The following is a 19,673-nucleotide window of genomic DNA, read 5'->3' on the forward strand; positions in this document are numbered from 1 at the left end:
TTTATGCGATTTTCTTCAGGGATGCTTCGCGAGCCGCACGCAAGCGGGCAAAGTCATCGCCGGCATGATGCGACGACCGCGTCAGCGGGCTTGAAGCCACCAGCAGGAAGCCCTTGGTCTTGCCGATGGTGGCAAAGGACGTGAACTCCTCCGGCGTGACGAAGCGGATCACCGGGTGATGCTTCTTCGACGGCTGCAGATACTGGCCGATGGTCATGAAATCGACGTTTGCCGAACGCAGATCGTCCATCAATTGCAGGACTTCGTGCCGTTCCTCGCCGAGGCCGACCATGATGCCCGATTTAGTGAAGATGGTCGGGTCCAGTTCCTTCACGCGCTGAAGCAGCCGGATCGAATGGAAATAGCGCGCGCCGGGCCGAACGGTCAGGTAGTTCGACGGCACGGTTTCCAGATTGTGGTTGAACACATCCGGCTTGGCGGCAACCACGATCTCCAATGCGCCATCCTTGCGCAGGAAATCGGGCGTCAGGATTTCAATCGTGGTCAAAGGCGTGGCTGCGCGAATGGCGCGGATTACCTCGGCAAAATGCTGCGCGCCGCCATCGTCCAGATCGTCGCGGTCGACGGAGGTGATGACGACATGCGCCAGCCCCATCTGCTTGACGGCATGTGCCACGCGCGCGGGCTCGTCCGCGTCGAGCGCGGTGGGGATACCGGTGGCAACGTTGCAGAAAGCACAAGCGCGCGTGCAAATCTCGCCCATGATCATGAAGGTTGCGTGCTTCTTGTCCCAGCACTCACCGATATTGGGGCACCCGGCCTCTTCGCACACCGTAACCAGCTTGTTCGATTTCACGATCTCGCGCGTCTCGGCATAGCCTTTGGAAACCGGCGCCCGGACCCGAATCCAGTCGGGTTTGCGCAAGACTTCCTGATCGGGCCGATGGGCCTTTTCAGGATGCCGTACTCGGGGCGGGTTGGCGAGCGAATCTAGAACGGTGACCATCTGAAATCCAGTTCATGCGCAGGCACTCTGTGGCTCCTGCTTTCACAAAGACATCTAAGGCTTTTCGGCAGAAGAAAAAAGGCCGCTGCGGCGCATGCCGCAACAGCCTTTTTCGCATAGCGAGTAGTATGCCGGTTTAACGGCGTATCATGCGTCCAACGGCAATCAGGATGCAGGCTCCGATAAAGCCCGTAATCAGATAAGCCAGCCAGCCCACACCGAAGCTGCTGAAGTTCAACGCCTGCAAAATGGCGTTGAGCACCACAGCGCCGATAATACCCAGAATGATATTCATGAAGACGCCCGTATTGCTCTTCATAAACATTTCGGCCAGCCAACCGGCCAAACCGCCAATTATAATAGCTCCTATCCAGCCTACGCCGTTTACGTCCATTCGCCCTCTCCTCATATGATGCACACAAAAGCATCCAGAAACGCACCAATCCGCGATTTGGTTCCCGCAAGGCCCGCACTATGCGTTCAACGCCCGCCCATAGGCGTCGAGCACGCTTTCCTTCATCATTTCCGAAAGCGTCGGATGCGGGAACACGGTATGCATCAGTTCTTCTTCGGTGGTCTCGAGGTTCATTGCCACGACGAAGCCCTGGATCAGTTCGGTCACTTCCGCGCCGACCATATGCGCGCCGAGCAACTGACCAGTCTTCTTGTCGAAGATTGTCTTGATAAAACCCTGATCTTCGCCAAGCGCGATCGCCTTGCCGTTGGCGGCGAACTGGAAGCGGCCGACCCGAATTTCCTTCCCCTCGGCCTTCGCTTTTGCTTCCGTCAAACCGACTGACGCTACCTGCGGGTTGCAGTAGGTGCAGCCCGGTATCTTCGATTTGTCGATCCCGTGCACTCCCGGCACATTTGCAATCTTCTCGATGCAGATGACGCCTTCATGCTCGGCCTTGTGCGCCAGCATCGGTGGGCCGGCGACGTCGCCGATGGCATAGATGCCGGCAACGTTGGTCTTGCCGAAACCGTCGACCACCACGCAGCCGCGATCAGTTTTCACGCCAAGCGCTTCCAGTCCGAGATTCTCGATATTGCCTTGGACGCCGACAGCGGAAATCATCCGGTCGGCCGTGATCTTCTCGACCTTTCCGTCCTTCATCTCGATATGCGCGGTGACCGAGTTCGCGCCCTTCTCGACCTTGGTCACCTTGGCTTCGAGGATGATCTTCATGCCCTGCTTCTCGAATTGCTTCTGCGCGAATTTCGAAACTTCCGCATCCTCGATCGGCATGACCGCAGACATCAATTCCACCACGGTCACATCGACGCCCATGGTGCGGTAGAATGAGGCGAATTCGATACCGATAGCGCCCGATCCCATAACCAGCAGCGATTTCGGCATTTCCGGCGGCACCATCGCCTCGAAATAGGTCCAGATCAGCTTGCCGTCAGGCTCGATGCCGGGCAGCACGCGCGGACGCGCACCGGTCGCGACGATGATGTGCTTGGCGGTGTAGGTGCCCTCGCCTTTCGTGCCTTTCGGCGCTGGCGGCTGCGGCTCCATCGGCTTCTTGGCCGATTTGGACACGACAATTTCACCTGGCTTGGTAAACTTGGCTTCGCCCCAGATCACGTCGACCTTGTTCTTCTTCATCAGGAATCCGACGCCGCCGTTCAGCCGCAGCGAAACCTTTCGCGAGCGATCTACGATGGCTGCCGTGTCGGCGGTGACCTTGCCGTCGATCTTCAGGCCGTAATCCTTCAGATTGTCGGCGTAATGCATGATTTCGGCCGAGCGCAGCAGCGCCTTCGTCGGGATACAGCCCCAGTTCAGGCAGATGCCGCCCAGATGCTCGCGTTCGACGATGGCTGTCTTGAAGCCAAGCTGCGCTGCGCGAACGGCCGTGACATAGCCGCCGGGGCCGGAGCCGATGATGATGACGTCGTAATTCTCAGCCACGGTATTTTCTCCCGTTACGCCCCGCGTCGCAGTCACAAGTCAGCGTAACCGCAGCAAGGGAATGCTTTCATAAGCCGATGCTAAACCAGCATGCTCATCGGGCTTTCGATCAACCGCTTGAACGCCACCAGCAGTTCGGCCCCGAGCGCACCGTCGACAGCGCGATGGTCGGTCGACAGCGTCACCGACATGACGGTCGCGACCTTGATCTCGCCATCCTTCACCACCGGCCGAGCCTCACCTGCCCCGACCGCCAGGATGGTCGCATGCGGCGGGTTGATGACGGCCGCAAAGTCCTTGATGCCGAACATGCCCAAATTCGACACCGCCGTGGTGCCGCCCTGGTATTCTTCCGGCTTGAGCTTGCGCGTCCGGGCGCGGGCGGCCAGATCCTTCATCTCGTTAGAGATGACCGACAGCGTCTTTTCCTCGGCCCTGCGAATGATCGGCGTGATCAGCCCGCCGGGGATGGACACGGCGACGCCGACATCGGCGTGCTTGTGCTTGACCATCGCCGTATCGGTCCAGGACGCATTCGCATCCGGCACGGCCTTGAGCGCCAGGCCCATGGCCTTGATGATCATATCGTTGACGGACAGTTTGTAGGCGGGAATCTCGCCCTTTTCCGTCTTCTTGACGGGAGCCGCCGCGTTCAGTTGCGAGCGCAGCGCCAGGAGGGCGTCGAGTTCGCAATCGAGCGTCAGGTAGAAATGCGGGATGGTGCTTTTCGCTTCGACCAGACGCCGCGCAATCGTCTTGCGCATGTTGTCGTGCGGGACGAGTTCGTAGGAATCCTTGTCGAACAGTTTTAGCACCTGCTCGTCGGACATGGCCTTGGATGCGGGTGCTGCAGCACTTGCGGGTGCCGTTCTTGCAGCAGGTGCAGCTTTTGTTGCGCCGCCGCCGGCAATCGCTGCCTCCACATCGGCCTTGACGACACGGCCATGCGGCCCGGTGCCAATCACCGCCGACACATCGACGCCGGCATCCTTGGCAATCCGCCGCGCCAAAGGCGACGCGAAGCTGCGGTTGCCGCTGGACGGCTCGCTGGCCTTGGCAGCAGCTACGGGAGCGGGTGCAGCTTCCGGTTTTGACGCTTCAGCCTTGGGTGTGTCCGCCTTCGGAGTTTCCTCCTTCGGCGCTTCTGCCTTCGCTGGTGCAGCGTCACCACCGCTCTTCGCGGCAGCGCCGGCATCCTCGCCCTCGGCCGCCAGAATTGCGATCAACGCGTTGACCTTGACGCCTTCCGTACCAGCCGGAACGACCAGCTTGGCAACGGTGCCTTCATCCACGGCTTCCACTTCCATGGTCGCCTTATCAGTCTCGATCTCGGCGATGACATCGCCCGGCGAAACCTTGTCGCCCTCTTTCACGAGCCATTTGGCGAGATTGCCCTCTTCCATCGTGGGCGAAAGGGCCGGCATGGTAATGTTGATCGGCATGTTGTCCTCCCCCGGCGCTCAGCGATACGTGACGGCTTTGACCGCCTCGACGACTTCGCCGACATTGGGCAGTGCCAGCTTTTCCAGATTGGCCGCATAGGGCATCGGAACGTCCTTGCCGGCAATCGTGATGACCGGCGCGTCCAGGAAATCGAAAGCGCGCTGCATGATCTGGCTGGCGATGTGATCGCCGACCGAGGATTGCGGAAAGCCTTCTTCCACGACGACCAGGCGGTTGGTCTTCTTCACCGAGGCAAGAATGGTGTCCAGGTCGAGCGGACGGATCGTCCGCAGATCGATGATCTCGGCATCGATGCCCAGTGCGGCCAGTTCGGCTTCCGCCTTCACGACATAGCTCATGCCGATGCCGAAGGAGACGATGGTGACGTCCTTGCCCTGCTTGTGGATGCGCGCCTTGCCGATGGGCAGGACGAAATCATCAAGCTTCGGCACGTCGAAATGCTGTCCATACAGGATTTCGTTTTCGAGGAAGATCACCGGGTTCGGATCGCGGATCGCCGCCTTGAGCAGGCCCTTGGCGTCGGCTGCCGTGTAGGGCATCACCACTTTCAGGCCGGGAATATGGCTGTACCAGGCGGCATAGCATTGCGAATGCTGGGCACCGACGCGCGCGGCGGCCCCGTTCGGGCCACGAAACACGATCGGCGCGCCCATCTGGCCGCCCGACATGTAAAGCGTCTTGGCGGCCGAGTTGACGATCTGGTCGATCGCCTGCATGGCGAAGTTGAAGGTCATGAATTCCACGATCGGCTTCAGGCCGGCCATGGCAGCACCTACGCCGACGCCGGTAAAGCCGTGCTCGGTGATCGGCGTATCGACGACGCGCCGGTCGCCAAATTCCTGCAGCAGGCCCTGGGTAATCTTGTAAGCGCCCTGGTACTCGGCGACTTCCTCACCCATGACGAACACGTCCGGGTCGCGCCGCATTTCTTCTGCCATCGCGTCACGCAGCGCTTCACGCACCGTCGTCGATACCATTTCGGTGCCGGCGGGAATGTCGGGATCGGCGGCAATCTCCATCTTCGGCGCGGCGGCGACGGGTGCGGCTGCCGCCTTGGTGTCCGGCGTTTTTTCCTCCGACGCGGGCGCTTCGGCCTTCGCAGGCGCGGCTGCCTTGTCCAAATCGCCGGCGCTTTCGCCATCCTGCAACAGCACCGCAATCGGCGTATTGACCTTGACGCCTTCGGTGCCGGCCGCGATCAGGATTTTTCCGATCGTGCCCTCATCGATCGCTTCGACTTCCATCGTCGCCTTGTCGGTCTCGATTTCAGCCAGAATATCTCCAGCAGCGACCTTGTCGCCTTCGTTTTTCAGCCATTTTGAAAGGTTGCCCTCTTCCATAGTTGGCGAGAGGGCGGGCATGAGAATTTCGATGGGCATGTCCTGTTCCCCCTCAAAGTACGATATCGGTCCAGAGTTCGGACGCATCCGGCTCTGGATCGGCTTGCGCGAACTCGGCCGCATCGGCGACGATGTCGCGAACTTCCTTGTCGATGGTCTTGAGTTCGTCTTCGCTGGCCCACTTCTTGCCGATCAGCCGCGCCTTGACCTGCTCGATCGGATCATGGTCGGAGCGCATTTTCTGCACTTCTTCCTTGGTGCGGTATTTTGCGGGATCGGACATGGAGTGGCCGCGGTAGCGGTAGGTTTCCATCTCGAGAATGATGGGGCCATTGCCCGAACGGCACCATTCGGTCGCCATGTCGGCGGCGGATTTCACCGCCCGCACATCCATGCCGTCGACCTGGATGCCGGGAATGCGGAAGGAAGCGCCGCGATGCGAGAAATTCGTTTCCGCCGACGAGCGGGTCACGGCTGTGCCCATGGCGTAGCGGTTGTTTTCGATGATGTAGATCACCGGCAGCTTCCATAGCGAGGCCATGTTGAAGCTCTCGTAGACCTGCCCCTGATTGGCCGCCCCGTCGCCGAAATAGGTCAGCGACACATTCTTGTTGCCGCGATAGCGATTGGCGAAGGCTAGCCCGGTACCAAGCGACACCTGCGCCCCGACGATGCCGTGACCGCCGTAGAAATGCTTTTCCTTGGAGAACATGTGCATGGAGCCGCCCTTGCCATGGGAAAGGCCGCTTCGGCGCCCGGTCAATTCGGCCATGATGCCGCGCGGTGACAGTTCCATCGCCAGCATATGGGCATGATCGCGGTAGGCCGTAATCATCTGATCGCCTTCGATCAGAGCCATCCGCATGCCGGTAACGACGGCTTCCTGGCCTATATAGAGATGGCAGAAGCCGCCGATGAAGCCCATGCCGTACAACTGGCCGGCCTTTTCCTCGAAGCGGCGGATGAGCAGCATATGCCGATAGGCGGCGAGTTCATCGTCCTTGGAGAATTCCGCGGGCTTGGGCGTGGAAAGACCCGGCGATTTGCTGCTGGATTTGGCAGGCGCTTTCTTGGCGGCGGTAGCCATGCATCACTCCCTGATGGCGTCTCTTTACGGACATTGAGGGAGACCGTTCTCCCAACCGGTAGGGAAAAGGCTAACACGCAAATCCAGCTTTCGCCATGTGGAAAAACGCATGGCTGGCATGCGTCTAAGCAATTAAAATCGTTGAGAATATCGATGATTAACCGGATTCAGGTTAATTCGATGCGGAAGGCAACATGATGGTGATCTCGTCCTCGCGAGACAAATTGAGAGCGCTGCGCGCCTGCTCGTCCAGCATATCCTTCTCGATCGTACCATCATGCAAGAGCCGGACGCGTCGCTCCAGATCGATGCGCCGCGTTTTGACGGCATCGAGTTGCGCCTGAAGCCCCGCCGTTTCAGCCTGAAGGCGGGATCTTGAGGTGATGCCGAATTCACCATGATACGCATGGTAGCCGAAATAGGCAACGAACACCGCGCAAAGCAGGGGGATGATCAGCCGCCCGGTGTTTCTCTGCTTGTGCTGACGTGTCCACATGGCCCGAATCCTTATCCGTTCCTTGTCGCCGATTGTGCTTAATGGACGGTTACGGAGCGCCGTTGCGGCAGGGCGAGCAACGAAAAAGGCGAGGAATTCCCCGCCTTTTCATGCCGATTGCTTCAAAGCCTATGCTTTGAGGATGGACTTGCCTGCATAGCGCGCCTGCTTGCCGAGTTCCTGCTCGATGCGGATCAACTGGTTGTATTTCGCGGTGCGGTCCGAGCGCGCCAGCGAACCGGTCTTGATCTGCCCGCAATTGGTAGCGACCGCGAGGTCGGCAATGGTGGAATCTTCCGTCTCGCCGGAGCGATGCGACATCACTGCCGTGTAGCCGGCCTTGTGCGCGGTTTCGACCGCATCGAGCGTCTCGCTCAGCGAGCCGACCTGGTTGACCTTGACAAGGATGGAATTGGCGACGCCCATGCGGATGCCGTCCCTCAGGCGCGCCGTATTGGTGACGAACAGATCGTCGCCGACAAGTTGAACCTTCTTGCCGCACAGGTCGGTGAGGTGCTTCCAGCCTTCCCAGTCGTCCTCAGCCATGCCGTCCTCGATCGTGATGATCGGGTAGTCGGCGGCAAGCTTGGCCAGATATTTGGCCTGGACCTTGGGGTCGCGCGTCTTGCGCTCGCCTTCATAGACGTAATTGCCGTCCTTGAAGAATTCGGTCGCGGCGCAGTCGAGGCCAAGCGCCACTTCCTCGCCCGGCTTGAAGCCGGCCTGCTCAATGGATTCCATTATGAAATCAAGCGCTGCCTGCGCGCTCTTCAAATTCGGCGCAAAGCCGCCCTCGTCGCCGACATTGGTGTTGTGGCCGGCATCCTTCAACCGCTTCTTCAGCGTATGGAAAATTTCCGAGCCCCAGCGCACCGCCTCGCGGATCGACGAAGCGCCGACCGGAAGCACCATGAACTCCTGGAAATCGATGGGATTGTCGGCATGCATGCCGCCATTGATGATGTTCATCATCGGCACCGGCAGGACATGCGAATTCGCCCCGCCGACATAGCGGTAGAGCGGCAGGCCGGCAGCGTCCGCCGCAGCCTTGGCTACCGCCAGCGACACACCGAGGATCGCATTGGCGCCGAGCCTGCTCTTGTTGGGCGTGCCGTCCAGTTCTCTCATAGTCTGGTCGATATGGATCTGGTTTTCGGCTTCCATGCCGCCAATGGCCTCGAACAATTCGCCGTTGACCGCCTCGACCGCACGCTCGACGCCCTTGCCGAGATAGCGCGCGCCGCCGTCACGCAACTCGACCGCCTCATGTGCGCCGGTGGACGCGCCGGAGGGAACAGCAGCGCGGCCCATCGAACCGTCTTCGAGGAAGACATCGACCTCGACGGTCGGATTGCCGCGGCTGTCGAGGATTTCACGGCCGACGATGTCGATGATAGCGGTCATTGTACGTCCCTATTTTGCGGATCGGAAGTTTGCGAAACGTCTTAGAGACTGTTTGATAACTCGTCCAGTCGAGGCATATGGCGTGGTTTTCGAGAACCGGAGCGGAGCGTACTACAGTACGTGAGCATCGGAAGCGCAGAAAACTGCGTCAGATGACCGGCTGGGTAGAGTTTGCAAACTGGCTCGTAGCCAATGCACGGCAAAAGGCAAAGCGCCTTATGCCGACTTGGCGATGCGGTCGAACGCCATCAGCCGTTCAAGCAGCGCCGACAAATCCTTCAGAGGCACCATGTTCGGGCCATCGGAGGGCGCGTTGTCGGGGTCCTGATGCGTTTCGATGAAGACGCCGGCGACACCGACAGCGACCGCCGCGCGCGCCAGCGTTTCGACAAAGCGGCGCTCGCCACCCGTCGAGCCGCCCTGCCCGCCCGGCTGCTGCACGGAATGGGTGGCATCGAAGATGACCGGCGCGCCCATCTCGGCCATGATCGGCAAGGAGCGCATATCGGAAACCAGCGTGTTATAGCCGAAGGAAGCGCCGCGTTCGGTGACTAGCACATTGGCGTTGCCGGAACCGGTGATCTTGGCCACGACGTTCTTCATGTCCCAGGGCGCCAGGAACTGGCCCTTCTTGACGTTGACGATCTTGCCGGTTTTCGCCGCCGCGATCAAAAGATCGGTCTGGCGCGACAGGAAGGCCGGGATTTGCAGGATATCGACATGCGACGCGACGATGGCGCATTGCTCTTCAGTGTGAACGTCGGTCAAAACCGGCAGCGAGAACTCCCGGCGCAAATCGTCGAACACCGGCAACGCGGCATCGAGCCCGGCTCCACGTGTGCCGCCAAGCGACGTACGGTTGGCCTTGTCGTAACTGCTCTTGTAGACGAGGCCGATACCAAGCTTCGTGCATATCTCCTTCAGCGCGCCAGCCATGTCGAAGGCGTGCTGGCGCGATTCCAGCTGGCACGGACCGGCGATCAGCGACAATGGCCCATGATTGTCGAAAACAACCTTGCCGGCTGTCACGGATGCGTTTGGCTTGGTCATGCGATCTCTCTGAAAACGAAAATTGCGCCCTGTCCTGGCACTGGCGAAACGACGATGGCGTCACCGCGCAAATGGTGCGCGACAGCGTTGGCCGCAAGCAGTTCGCCGACGGCTTCCAGGCTGTCGACGGAAAATACGACCGCCGCGAAGCGCAAATTGGAAGCCGCATTGGGCGCAACACCGAAGCGTTTCTCGAAAGCGTCACCATCAAGCACGGTGAGCGTCGCGTTGGGCAGGTCCAGCGTATTTCCGGGAACCCCGTCATCGGCGCCGGCGGCTATGCGCAGCAGGTCGCGTTGCCCGGCAGGATCGAGGCTGACCGCCACAATCTCGGCGATGCCGCTGACGCCGTTGGCATGGGCTTGAAGCGCGGAACGATCCACATTCGGCGCGTTGACGCGCTCGCAGGAGAACAGGAAGGATTCGGGCGCAGCCTTGGCGGTGGCGAATGCCAGCCGGAAAGATGCCATGTCGCTTTTCCCGGACGTATCGACGAACGGGCGTGAGAAATCGAGCCGGTCGCCGGCCGAAACGCCCGCCGCGACGTAACGTGCATGGTCGGCGTCGGCATTAGCCGTGCCGAACACCACGGCCGAAAAACCTTCATCGCCCAGGCAATCACGATAGGTGCGATCCCGTGCCACGAAGACGTTGCCTTTGCCAATCGCGATCCTCGCCGCGTCCGCATCGCCGACCGCGAGCGGCTCCATAAAAGTCCCGCCCGAAAAATAGACGCAGCAATTTTCGGTGCCGAAGGGGTGGATGCCGCGCGGCGCAACGGTAAAGCCAAGTGCTGTCAGCCGCGTGCGGGCGACCGCAAGGTCCGCCGTCGGTAGCACGAGATGGTCGAGCGGATGAGGAAACTCGGGCAAGATCTGGGTCATCGGCATGCCGTGTGCATCAAACCGCGCATCCTATCAAGGGCGGGCCCTCACCAATCCATCACCACTTTTCCGGAACTGCCGCTCTTCATCGCCTCGAAGCCTGAAATGTAGTCATCGATGCCGATGCGGTGCGTTATCAGACCGCTTACGTCAAGCGGCCCCTGCACCAACGCAATCATCTTGTACCAGGTTTCGAACATCTCGCGGCCGTAGATACCCTTCAATGTCAGCATCTTGAAGATGACCTTGTTCCAGTCGATCTCGAACCCGGTCGGCGCGATGCCGAGAATGGCGATCTTGCCGCCATTGTTCATCGTGTCGATCATGTCGCGGAAAGCGGGTGCCGCGCCCGACATTTCCAGGCCGACATCGAACCCTTCCGTCATGCCGAGACTGGGCATCACCTCCCGGAGTTTTTCCTTCGAAGCGTCCACCACATGCTGGACGCCGAGTTTTTTCGCCAGCGCCAGCCGCACCGGATTGATATCGGTGATAACCACTTTGCGCGCACCGACGCATTGCGCCACCAGCGCGCCCATGATGCCGATCGGTCCGGCACCGGTGACCAGAACGTCCTCGCCGACGAGGTCGAACGACAGGGCGGTATGAACCGCATTGCCGAGCGGATCGAAAATCGCGGCGATCTCATCCGGCACGTCGTCCGGGATCGGCACCACATTGTGCTGGGGAATGGACAGGTATTCGCCGAACGCGCCAGGCCGGTTGACGCCGACGCCCAGCGTATTGCGGCACAGGTGCCCCCTGCCCGCCCGGCAGTTGCGGCAATGGCCGCAAACGATATGCCCCTCGCCCGAAACCCGCTGGCCGACCTTGTATTCGGTCACGGCAGCACCAAAGTCCGCGACCGTGCCGACGAATTCATGGCCGGTCACCATCGGCACGGGAACGGTCTTTTGCGCCCACTGGTCCCAGTTGTAGATATGGACATCGGTGCCGCAGATGGCGGTCTTCTTGATCTTGATCAGCACATCGTTGGGGCCGATTTCCGGGATCGGCACCTGTTCCATCCATATGCCCGGCTCGGCCTTGGCCTTGACGAGCGCGCGCATCATGTTCGACATCAGATCACCCCCAGTTCACGGCCGACTTCGCCGAACGCTTCCACCGCGCGGTCGATGTCGACCGTCGAGTGCGCGGCGGACATCTGCGTGCGAATGCGCGCCTGGCCTTTCGGCACGACCGGGAAAGCAAAGCCGATAACGTAGATGCCGCGCTTCAACATCCGCGACGCCATTTCCTGCGCCAGCGCCGCATCGCCCAGCATGACGGGAATGATCGGGTGATCGGATCCAGCCAGCGTGAAACCAAGCTTGGTCATGCCGTCGCGAAACTGCTTCGCATTGGCATAGAGATGGCGGCGAAGCGCATCGCCATTGTCGATGATGTCGAATACCTGGAGCGAAGCGGCGGCAATCGCCGGCATCAGCGTATTTGAAAACAAATACGGGCGCGAACGCTGGCGCAGCCAGTCGACGACCGGTCGCTTGCCCGACGTGTAGCCGCCGGAAGCGCCGCCGAGAGCCTTGCCGAGCGTACCGGTAACGATGTCCACCCTGCCCTCGACACCGCAATGCTCGGCCGAACCGCGCCCGTGCTTGCCGACAAAGCCGACCGCATGGCTGTCGTCCACCATCACCATGGCGCCGTATTTTTCGGCAAGGTCGCAGACACCACCCAGATCGGCGATGATGCCGTCCATGGAGAACACGCCATCCGTGGCGATAAGCTTGAAGCGGCTTCCATCGGCCTTCTTCAACTCTTCTTCCAACGCGGCCATGTCGTTGTTCGCATAGCGAAAACGCTTTGCCTTCGAAAGCCGCACGCCATCGATGATCGAGGCGTGGTTGAGCGCGTCGGAGATGACCGCGTCCTCTTCCCCGAGCAGCGTTTCGAACAGGCCGCCATTGGCGTCGAAGCACGAGCCGTAGAGGATTGTGTCTTCCAGGCCGAGGAAGCTGGAAATCCGCGCCTCCAACTGCTTGTGTTCTTCTTGCGTACCGCAGATGAAGCGCACGGACGCCATGCCGTAGCCATAGCGGTCGAGCGCCTTTTTCGCCGCGTTGCGCAGTTCCGCATTGTCGGCAAGGCCGAGATAATTATTGGCGCAGAAGTTCAGCACCTTGTCGCCGCCGACTTCGATCTCGGCGCTTTGCGTGGAAGTAATCACGCGCTCTGCCTTATAGAGGCCAGCCGCTTTCAAGCCGTCCAGTTCGCTTTCAAGATGGGAAAGAAATGTCGTGGTCATGGCCGCCCTTTTGGTCTGGAAACTGTTGCGCTGCTCCAGCGAAAAATCCACCGTAAAACGATGCAAGCCCGATGTCTGCCTATCGTGCGGGGATTGGCATGGTTTCGGCCACCAGAATTATTCGGCTTGTATCGTCTCTGGGCGAATCTGCCTATAATCCACTTATGCCAATTCACCAGCTTTCCGAAACGATGATCAACCAGATCGCGGCCGGCGAGGTCATTGAAAGACCTGCCAGCGTCGTCAAGGAACTGGTCGAGAACGCGCTGGACGCAGGCGCGAGCCGGGTCGACATCGCCACCGCAGGCGGCGGCTTGTCGCTCATCCGCGTCACGGATGATGGCGCGGGTATTTCGCAGGGCGAACTGGCGCTGGCAATTGCCCGTCACTGCACCTCCAAACTTTCAAACGACATCCACGATATCCGCTCGCTGGGCTTTCGTGGCGAGGCGCTGCCGTCGATCGGGTCGATCGCAAAGCTGTCCATCCGGTCGCGGACGGCATCGAGCGAGAATGCCGCCGAAATCGGCATCGAAGGCGGCCACATCCTGCCGATCCGGCCGGCAGCCGCCAATCGGGGCACCACGGTCGAGGTACGCGACCTGTTCTTCGCCACGCCCGCCCGGCTGAAATTCATGAAGGGCGAGCGGGCCGAAAGCACGGCCACCGGCGACGTGGTCAAGCGCATTGCCATCGCTTTCCCTTCGGTGCGTTTCACGCTGGCGGGACCGGACCGTTCGACGCTCGAACTGCCGGTGACCGACGCCACGCCGGAGGGACAATTGCGGCGCATCGCGCAGGTGATGGGCAAGGACTTTCCCGAAAATTCAATTCTCATCGATGCGATGCGCGAGGGTGTCCGGCTGACCGGCTACGTCTCCATTCCCTCCTTCAGTCGCGCCAACGCCTTGCAGCAATATGCCTATGTCAACGGCCGCCCAGTACGCGACAAGCTGATCGCGGGCGCCATTCGCGGCGCGTTTGCGGACGTGTTGCCGCGCGACCGAAACGCGGTGACGGTCCTGTTCCTGACCCTTGATCCGGGGACGGTCGACGTCAATGTCCACCCGGCCAAGGCGGATGTGCGTTTCCGCGATCCCGGACTGGTTCGCGGACTGATCGTGGGCTCTATCCGGCAAGCGCTTGAAGGGGCTGGCATCCGCGCCGCCACAACGGGCGCTGCCGGCATGATGGCCGCGTTTCGGCAGGGTGCGGCACCTTACGCGCATCCAGCCGCCGCTGCCGACCATCGCAGCTATGGAGCAGCGCAGAGGGCATCCGGTTCTTCCGGCTTCGATTTATCCTCTTCACCGCACCGTCCCCTGGAACCGGGATTTGGAGAAAACCTCCAGTCGGCCTTCAGCGCGGATAGCCGCGCCGGCCTGAGCGAGCCGGCGGAAGCCTTGCTCTCCAAGGAGTTAGGGGCGGCGCGCGCGCAGGTGCACGAGAACTATATCGTCGCCCAGACCAACGATTCACTGATTATCGTCGACCAACATGCCGCGCATGAGCGACTGGTCTATGAGGCTTTGAAAAACGCGCTTTACGCACGCCCGGTGCCGTCGCAGATGTTGCTGCTGCCGGAAATCGTCGACCTGCCGGAAGACGATGCCGAGCGGCTGGCCGTGCATTCGGAAACGCTGGCCCGGTTCGGGCTTCGCCTTGAGCGTTTTGGGCCGGGAGCGGTCGCCGTGCGCGAAACGCCGTCGATGCTGGGCGAAACCAACGTCCAGCAACTGGTCCGCGATCTTGCCGACGAAATCGCCGACAACGACACGACGGATACGCTAACCGAGCGGCTGGACCGCATCGCCTCGACCATGGCCTGTCACGGTTCCGTGCGCTCGGGTCGCCTGCTCAAGCCCGATGAGATGAACGCCCTGCTGCGCCAGATGGAAGCAACGCCGGGGTCCGGCACCTGCAACCACGGCCGTCCAACCTACATCGAGTTGAAGCTGGCGGACATAGAGCGCCTGTTCGGGCGGCGTTAGAGTATCGGACCGAAAAGTGGGACCGGTTTTCGGAAAATCCGATGCCCAAACAAGAAGATAGAGCGGCTCACCGCTTCAGATTGACCACCACGACGCCGCCCAGCGCCAGAACGCCGCCGACGATGCCCAGTGCCGTCGGCACCTCGCCCAGCCAGACGAAGCCGATGAGCGTCGCCACCGGCGGCACGCAGTAGAGAAAGTTCGAGGCGCGCCCGGCCGGCAGCCGTGACAGGGCTATGGCCCAGGTCGCATAGGCGATCAAGCTCGGCACGATGCCCAGATAAAGCACGGCCGCCAGGTCAGCGGTTTTTGCGACGGCAGCCTGCGCAAGCCCGCTCGCCAGGAACGGCGAAAGACAGAGTGCTCCGATCACCATGTTGCCGGCGGCTACGGTGAGCGGCTGATGGCGCGCGAAAAGCGGTTTCTGCACGATCGTATTGACCGCCGTGCAAAAGGCGGAGCCGAGAATCAGCACCGCGCCGTGATCGAGGACCAGGCCCTGCCCTTCGCCAAGCGCAATGATGCCGATACCGACAAAAGACAGGAACGTGCCGATCCAGGCCAGCACCGAAAAGCGCTCGCCAAGCAGCGGCATGGCCATGATCGCAGTCAGGATCGGCGCGACATTGATGATGAAGCTGGCGGCCCCCGCCGACACGGTCTGCTCGCCGATATTGAGCATGACGGTATAGAGCGCGACGAAGACAATGCCGCCGCAGGCAAAGCGCCACCATTCGCCGGGCCGGGGCATGGGCGGCCGCTTGAGTGCCAGAAAGACCGCTGCCGGCACCGCCGCGATGGTGAAACGCAGCGAACCCAGTTCGATAGGCCCAAAGGCATGAAGCCCCGCACGAATCGCCGGAAACGACGACGCCCAGCCCACCACGGTGACGAACACGGCAATGAACGCGACCATGTCCATCGGAAGCTTTTTTGCGGCGCTCAGGGTGGGGTTCACAGGTCTCTCCTACGCAAGGACTTCGGTGTTATCGCCTTTCCAGCTTGGCAGACACCCGATTCCGGGCGGAAGACTTCGACGCCATGCTGCCTGCCCGAGGCAAATTATCACCATGCCGCAAAAATCGTGATGCTTGACCTGGAGTGGGTTTATGGTGATGACACACCGATAACGTCAGGTATGGCACAATGATGAACCGTTTCGAAGGCCCCGGCAGCAAGGAAGCCCGCGTCCGCTATCTAGATGGCGATTTCCAGGTCATCAGCGCCGGCGCGTTCGTCCGCTGCGCGGTAACCGGTGAATCCATCCCGCTTGACGAGCTGAAATACTGGAGCGTGGCGCGGCAGGAACCCTATGCTACCGCGACAGCAGCACTTGAGCGAGAGCTAGCCAGCCACCCGGAATTGCGTAGCCGCCACTGACTTCAGCCCGCCAGCCGGCGGCGCTGCCAGGCATCGAGCGTCTCGCCGATGATCCTTTCGGGCGCCTGTTCCGGGTCGAACAAGGTTTCGATCTCCATGACGGCGAGTCGATCTATAAAACCCTGCGGGGCGTCGTGATGCAGGCGCACGGCATCCTTTGCCGTCGTGACAAGTTCGAGACCGGTCTTTTTCGTTTCCTCCTCCAGATCCGCCAGTTCATCCTCGAGATAGAAATGGTGGTCCGGGAAGAAGCGCGTCTGTTCAACGATACCGCCGGCTTCCGCCAGGGTAGCGAAGAATTTTTCCGGATGGCCGATGCCGGCAAAAGCGAGCAGCCTTTTTCCGGCAAATGCCTTCTTGCCAAGCGGTCTGGTGCGAGCCTCGAAAATCGGCTTCCCGCCACGCGCCGCCCGGCGCACCAGCGCATCGGCCGCTTGCCCGTCCCCCATTTTCAGAACCGCATCGGTGAACAGAAGCTGGTTCGAAACGCTGGCCCGGAGCGGGCCGCCCGGGATGACATGCCCGTTGCCCAGGCCGTAGCGGGCATCGACCACCACCAGCGCATAATCGATATGGATCCGCGCACTCTGGAAGCCGTCGTCCATGATGAGGAAATCGCAACCCTGCTTTTCCAGAAGCAGGCGAGCCCCCGCCGCCCTGTTGGGCGTGACGGCGACCGGCGCATGGGCTGCAAGCAGCAGCGGTTCGTCGCCGACATGCCTGGCGCTGTCATGTGCCGCGTCCACGATGTGCGGCTCGCCAAAGCTGCCGCCATGACCGCGTGACAGAAAGCCCGGCTTGAGGTTCATGCGACGTGCGCGTTTCGCCAACGCAATCGCCACAGGCGTCTTGCCGGTGCCGCCAACTGTCAGGTTGCCGACGCACAGCACCGGCGCGCCAATTTTTTCGCGGGGGCCCGCCTTCATGCGGTGGCCGGCAACCGCCCCGTACAGCATCGAAAGCGGCCACAATGCGCGGGCGCGCCAGTCGGGCTTTTCCCACCAGAACGGAGGGGCTTCCGAAACCACGCCTACCTGCCGTTCGCGCCCTTCAGGCGCGCCTTCAAAACGAGAGGCTGGATAAACGGCTCGAGCGATTTTAGCGTACAGGCGAGCGCACCGCGCATTTCCTCAACCGCCGCCGCACCCGCAGCCATCATGTCATGGCGCGCGCCCTCATTGGTCAGCAGGAAATTAACGGCCCCCGCCAGCATGGTGCGGTCGCGCACCAGCTTGGCGCCGCCCTTGTCGATCAGGCGCTGATAGGAATCGCGGAAATTCTGGACGTTGCGGCCGGCAAGAACGGCGGTGTCGAGCATTGCCGGTTCAAGTGGGTTCTGCCCACCCTCGGAGGTAAGCGACCGGCCGACAAAGGCGATCTCCGTGAGCCGAAGGTAAAGGCCCATTTCGCCTATCGTATCGCCGAGCAGAATATCGATGTCGGGCGTGATCTTGTCGCCTGCGCTGCGCCGCGCCACCTTCAACCCCATCCCGGCAAATTGCTCGCCAAGCGCCTGCGCCCGGTCGGGATGACGCGGCACGATGATCGTCAGCAATCCCGGATGGCGCGCTGCCAGGGTCACGTGGACCTCGGCCGCCACGATTTCCTCGCCCTCATGCGTCGACACGGCAGCCCAGGTCGGGCGCGCAGCGATCTGATGCTTCAGCGCGTGCAGCGCCTTGTCATCGACTGGCGGCGGGCTGGTATCGACCTTGAGATTTCCCGAAACCGTTACCGGCCTCGCGCCCAGTTCCTTGAAACGTTCGCTGTCGATCTCGGATTGGGCAACGACATGGGCGAGGTTTTCGAACAGCGCCGCCGCGATATTGGCGCGCTTCTTCCACGAGGCGAAGGAACGGTCGGAAAGCCGGCCATTGACGAGTACCTGCGGCACATGGCGGGCACCCAGTTCCAGAATGGTCATCGGCCAGATTTCCGACTCGGCGATAATCGCGAGGTCGGGCCGCCAGTGATTCAGGAAGCGGCTGACGGCCGGTTTCAGGTCGAGCGGAACATATTGGTGAATGATCCTCTGGCCAAGCCGTTCTTCGGCAACCTTGGCGGATGTCACCGTGCCGGTGGTGAGAACGATATGGATGCCGTAGTCGAGAATGCTCTCCACCAGCCGCACCACGGCGATGGTTTCGCCCACGCTTGCGGCGTGAACCCAGATGAGCGGGCCTTGCGGCCGCTCGCGCGTGGTGATGCCATAGCGCTCGCGGCTGCGGCTGCGCTCTTCCTTGCCCCTGGCCGCGCGCCACGCCACATAGGATCCCATGACCGGATAGGCGGCGGCACCGGCGCAGCGGTACAGCATCAATACGGTGCGCGCCCAGCGCTCGCTCATCGCCGGTCATCCACCAGGCGATAGGCTTCCGCCGTCGCCGCGTTGAGGGCGATGGTGAGTTCCTGCCGCTTGCGCTCCATTTCGGCGCCGTCGGCGTCCGAAGGAACGAAGACGGGCGCACCGACCACTGTCGACCCATGTCCGAAAGGCAGGTTTATCGTGGTCTTGTCCCAGCTTTTCTCCAGCACCTTGCGGCGGCTGGTGGTGAAGGCAACCGGCAGTATGGGCCGACCGGACAATTTCGCCAGCAGGATGATGCCCATGCCGGAATCGCGGGGCGTACCGTGTGGGATGTCGGCGATCATGCACACATTGGTGCCTGCCTTCAGGGTCTTTTTCAAGGCGATCAGGGCCTTTGCGCCGCCCTTGTCGGTATTGTGCGCGGCCTCGCGCCCGCCTGAACCGCGAACGCTCTCGATACCGAATTTTGCGAGTACCGCCGCATTGAGTTCCGCATCGGCGCTACGCGATACCATTGCGGCCAGGCCGCTTCCACGCGGGTAGAAAGCTGGAGCCAGCAGATGCTGGCCATGCCAGAGGGCAACGATCACCGGCTCGATATCGGAATACGAATCACCAAGGATTTTCGCCGAGCCTTCGACCAGCGGGTTGGTCAGGCGCACGAACCGCAGGCCGGTCGCGAAAAGGCTGGCGATGGCACCTTTGACGAACCGCGATTTCGCCAAGGGCTGGCGTATCTTGCGCCACAGCCCTTTCGCCTTTCCGCCGCGCTTCTTGTCAGATGGGGGCGTAGCCGCTCGCACTGCCGATATGCACTGGTCCGTCGTCACGCGTCGGCCTTGCCGTCGGGATCAAGAAGCCGGTGCAGGTGAACGACGAAATAGCGCATATGGGCATCATCCACGCTGGCCTGGGCCTTTGCCCTCCATGCCGTCTGCGCCGTGTCATAGTCCGGGTAGATACCGACGATGTCGAGCGCATTGAGGTCGCGGAATTCAGTTCCGCCCACATTTGTCAGCTCTCCGCCGAAAACCAGATGAAGCAACTGCTTCTTTTCGCCATTGCCAGCCATGTCGGGTCCTTCACGCTCCGTGATTAGCGCTGTGTCTAGAGCAAAG

At 61.3% G+C, this 19,673-nt stretch carries 19 protein-coding genes; 2 read left to right on the top strand and 17 right to left on the bottom strand.

What is annotated here, in order from left to right:
* Position 1: 1 nt before the first annotated feature.
* The 12 genes from lipA to ACX3P1_RS04205 all read right to left on the bottom strand — a co-directional run bounded on the left by lipA (position 2) and on the right by ACX3P1_RS04205 (position 12,876).
* Complete coding sequence (gene lipA / locus ACX3P1_RS04150; RefSeq protein WP_459078292.1) at positions 2–967, bottom strand: lipoyl synthase; 966 nt, start codon at positions 965–967, stop codon at positions 2–4.
* 136 nt (positions 968–1,103) lie between these two features.
* Positions 1,104–1,361 (bottom strand): GlsB/YeaQ/YmgE family stress response membrane protein, encoded by a 258-nt coding sequence (locus tag ACX3P1_RS04155; RefSeq protein ID WP_459078293.1) that lies wholly within the window; start codon positions 1,359–1,361, stop codon positions 1,104–1,106.
* 78 nt (positions 1,362–1,439) lie between these two features.
* On the bottom strand, positions 1,440–2,885 hold the full coding sequence (gene lpdA, locus ACX3P1_RS04160; protein ID WP_459078294.1) for a dihydrolipoyl dehydrogenase: 1,446 nt from the start codon (positions 2,883–2,885) through the stop codon (positions 1,440–1,442).
* An 80-nt stretch (positions 2,886–2,965) separates the two neighbouring features.
* Positions 2,966–4,327 carry a pyruvate dehydrogenase complex dihydrolipoamide acetyltransferase gene (locus tag ACX3P1_RS04165; protein WP_459078295.1) on the bottom strand — a complete coding sequence of 454 codons (1,362 nt, stop codon included), beginning with the start codon at positions 4,325–4,327 and terminating at the stop codon, positions 2,966–2,968.
* A gap of 18 nt (positions 4,328–4,345) precedes the next feature.
* Complete coding sequence (locus ACX3P1_RS04170; RefSeq protein WP_459078296.1) at positions 4,346–5,728, bottom strand: pyruvate dehydrogenase complex E1 component subunit beta; 1,383 nt, start codon at positions 5,726–5,728, stop codon at positions 4,346–4,348.
* Positions 5,729–5,741: 13 nt separating this feature from the next.
* Positions 5,742–6,776: a pyruvate dehydrogenase (acetyl-transferring) E1 component subunit alpha gene (gene pdhA, locus ACX3P1_RS04175; protein WP_459078297.1), complete on the bottom strand. Its 1,035-nt coding sequence runs from the start codon at positions 6,774–6,776 to the stop codon at positions 5,742–5,744.
* Positions 6,777–6,948: 172 nt separating this feature from the next.
* Complete coding sequence (locus ACX3P1_RS04180) at positions 6,949–7,272, bottom strand: FtsB family cell division protein (protein ID WP_459078298.1); 324 nt, start codon at positions 7,270–7,272, stop codon at positions 6,949–6,951.
* Positions 7,273–7,401: 129 nt separating this feature from the next.
* Positions 7,402–8,676 (bottom strand): phosphopyruvate hydratase, encoded by a 1,275-nt coding sequence (gene eno / locus ACX3P1_RS04185; RefSeq protein WP_459078299.1) that lies wholly within the window; start codon positions 8,674–8,676, stop codon positions 7,402–7,404.
* Between the two features lie 216 nt (positions 8,677–8,892).
* Complete coding sequence (kdsA, locus tag ACX3P1_RS04190) at positions 8,893–9,726, bottom strand: 3-deoxy-8-phosphooctulonate synthase (protein ID WP_459078300.1); 834 nt, start codon at positions 9,724–9,726, stop codon at positions 8,893–8,895.
* A complete protein-coding gene (locus tag ACX3P1_RS04195; RefSeq protein WP_459078301.1) occupies positions 9,723–10,610 on the bottom strand; it encodes a VOC family protein in 888 nt (295 codons plus the stop codon). Before ACX3P1_RS04195 ends, kdsA begins: the two co-directional genes overlap by 4 nt.
* A gap of 47 nt (positions 10,611–10,657) precedes the next feature.
* Positions 10,658–11,692 (bottom strand): L-threonine 3-dehydrogenase, encoded by a 1,035-nt coding sequence (gene tdh, locus ACX3P1_RS04200; RefSeq protein ID WP_459078302.1) that lies wholly within the window; start codon positions 11,690–11,692, stop codon positions 10,658–10,660.
* On the bottom strand, positions 11,692–12,876 hold the full coding sequence (locus tag ACX3P1_RS04205) for a glycine C-acetyltransferase (protein WP_459078555.1): 1,185 nt from the start codon (positions 12,874–12,876) through the stop codon (positions 11,692–11,694). The genes tdh and ACX3P1_RS04205 overlap by 1 nt, the downstream gene beginning before the upstream one ends.
* 164 nt (positions 12,877–13,040) lie before the next feature.
* Between ACX3P1_RS04205 and mutL the strand changes: the two genes are divergently transcribed.
* Positions 13,041–14,867, top strand: a complete 1,827-nt coding sequence (mutL, locus tag ACX3P1_RS04210) for a DNA mismatch repair endonuclease MutL (protein WP_459078303.1) — start codon at positions 13,041–13,043, stop codon at positions 14,865–14,867.
* A 67-nt stretch (positions 14,868–14,934) separates the two neighbouring features.
* Here the strand turns inward: mutL and ACX3P1_RS04215 are convergent, their stop codons facing one another.
* Positions 14,935–15,789, bottom strand: coding sequence for a DMT family transporter (locus tag ACX3P1_RS04215; RefSeq protein WP_459078556.1), 855 nt, complete (start codon positions 15,787–15,789; stop codon positions 14,935–14,937).
* A gap of 224 nt (positions 15,790–16,013) precedes the next feature.
* On the opposite strand from ACX3P1_RS04215, the gene ACX3P1_RS04220 reads away from it, so the two are divergent.
* The gene (locus tag ACX3P1_RS04220; RefSeq protein ID WP_459078304.1) at positions 16,014–16,247 is read left to right on the top strand and encodes a DUF2093 domain-containing protein; all 234 of its coding nucleotides are present in this window, start codon (positions 16,014–16,016) and stop codon (positions 16,245–16,247) included.
* A 2-nt stretch (positions 16,248–16,249) separates the two neighbouring features.
* On the opposite strand, the gene lpxK is transcribed toward ACX3P1_RS04220, so the two are convergent.
* Genes lpxK through ACX3P1_RS04240 form a run of 4 tightly spaced genes read right to left on the bottom strand, consistent with a single transcriptional unit; the run spans position 16,250 to position 19,627 of the window.
* A complete protein-coding gene (gene lpxK / locus ACX3P1_RS04225; protein ID WP_459078305.1) occupies positions 16,250–17,275 on the bottom strand; it encodes a tetraacyldisaccharide 4'-kinase in 1,026 nt (341 codons plus the stop codon).
* 2 nt (positions 17,276–17,277) lie between these two features.
* Positions 17,278–18,594: a lipid IV(A) 3-deoxy-D-manno-octulosonic acid transferase gene (gene waaA, locus ACX3P1_RS04230; RefSeq protein WP_459078306.1), complete on the bottom strand. Its 1,317-nt coding sequence runs from the start codon at positions 18,592–18,594 to the stop codon at positions 17,278–17,280.
* On the bottom strand, positions 18,591–19,367 hold the full coding sequence (locus ACX3P1_RS04235; protein ID WP_459078557.1) for a lysophospholipid acyltransferase family protein: 777 nt from the start codon (positions 19,365–19,367) through the stop codon (positions 18,591–18,593). Before ACX3P1_RS04235 ends, waaA begins: the two co-directional genes overlap by 4 nt.
* A gap of 14 nt (positions 19,368–19,381) precedes the next feature.
* A complete protein-coding gene (locus tag ACX3P1_RS04240; protein ID WP_459078307.1) occupies positions 19,382–19,627 on the bottom strand; it encodes a DUF4170 domain-containing protein in 246 nt (81 codons plus the stop codon).
* Positions 19,628–19,673 lie beyond the last annotated feature (46 nt).

This window comes from Mesorhizobium sp. A623 (genome assembly GCF_054489405.1).

Bases quoted from the DNA above. Each gene is read 5' to 3' on its own strand.
- pdhA (WP_459078297.1), bottom strand. From the start codon at position 6,776: ATGGCTACCGCCGCCAAGAAAGCGCCTGCCAAATCCAGCAGCAAATCG.
- ACX3P1_RS04180 (WP_459078298.1), bottom strand. From the start codon at position 7,272: ATGTGGACACGTCAGCACAAGCAGAGAAACACCGGGCGGCTGATCATC.
- ACX3P1_RS04205 (WP_459078555.1), bottom strand. From the start codon at position 12,876: ATGACCACGACATTTCTTTCCCATCTTGAAAGCGAACTGGACGGCTTG.
- lipA (WP_459078292.1), bottom strand. From the start codon at position 967: ATGGTCACCGTTCTAGATTCGCTCGCCAACCCGCCCCGAGTACGGCAT.
- ACX3P1_RS04220 (WP_459078304.1), top strand. From the start codon at position 16,014: ATGATGAACCGTTTCGAAGGCCCCGGCAGCAAGGAAGCCCGCGTCCGC.
- eno (WP_459078299.1), bottom strand. From the start codon at position 8,676: ATGACCGCTATCATCGACATCGTCGGCCGTGAAATCCTCGACAGCCGC.
- tdh (WP_459078302.1), bottom strand. From the start codon at position 11,692: ATGTCGAACATGATGCGCGCGCTCGTCAAGGCCAAGGCCGAGCCGGGC.
- kdsA (WP_459078300.1), bottom strand. From the start codon at position 9,726: ATGACCAAGCCAAACGCATCCGTGACAGCCGGCAAGGTTGTTTTCGAC.
- ACX3P1_RS04215 (WP_459078556.1), bottom strand. From the start codon at position 15,789: ATGGACATGGTCGCGTTCATTGCCGTGTTCGTCACCGTGGTGGGCTGG.
- ACX3P1_RS04170 (WP_459078296.1), bottom strand. From the start codon at position 5,728: ATGCCCATCGAAATTCTCATGCCCGCCCTCTCGCCAACTATGGAAGAG.
- ACX3P1_RS04240 (WP_459078307.1), bottom strand. From the start codon at position 19,627: ATGGCTGGCAATGGCGAAAAGAAGCAGTTGCTTCATCTGGTTTTCGGC.
- ACX3P1_RS04165 (WP_459078295.1), bottom strand. From the start codon at position 4,327: ATGCCGATCAACATTACCATGCCGGCCCTTTCGCCCACGATGGAAGAG.
- ACX3P1_RS04195 (WP_459078301.1), bottom strand. From the start codon at position 10,610: ATGACCCAGATCTTGCCCGAGTTTCCTCATCCGCTCGACCATCTCGTG.
- waaA (WP_459078306.1), bottom strand. From the start codon at position 18,594: ATGAGCGAGCGCTGGGCGCGCACCGTATTGATGCTGTACCGCTGCGCC.
- ACX3P1_RS04155 (WP_459078293.1), bottom strand. From the start codon at position 1,361: ATGGACGTAAACGGCGTAGGCTGGATAGGAGCTATTATAATTGGCGGT.
- mutL (WP_459078303.1), top strand. From the start codon at position 13,041: ATGCCAATTCACCAGCTTTCCGAAACGATGATCAACCAGATCGCGGCC.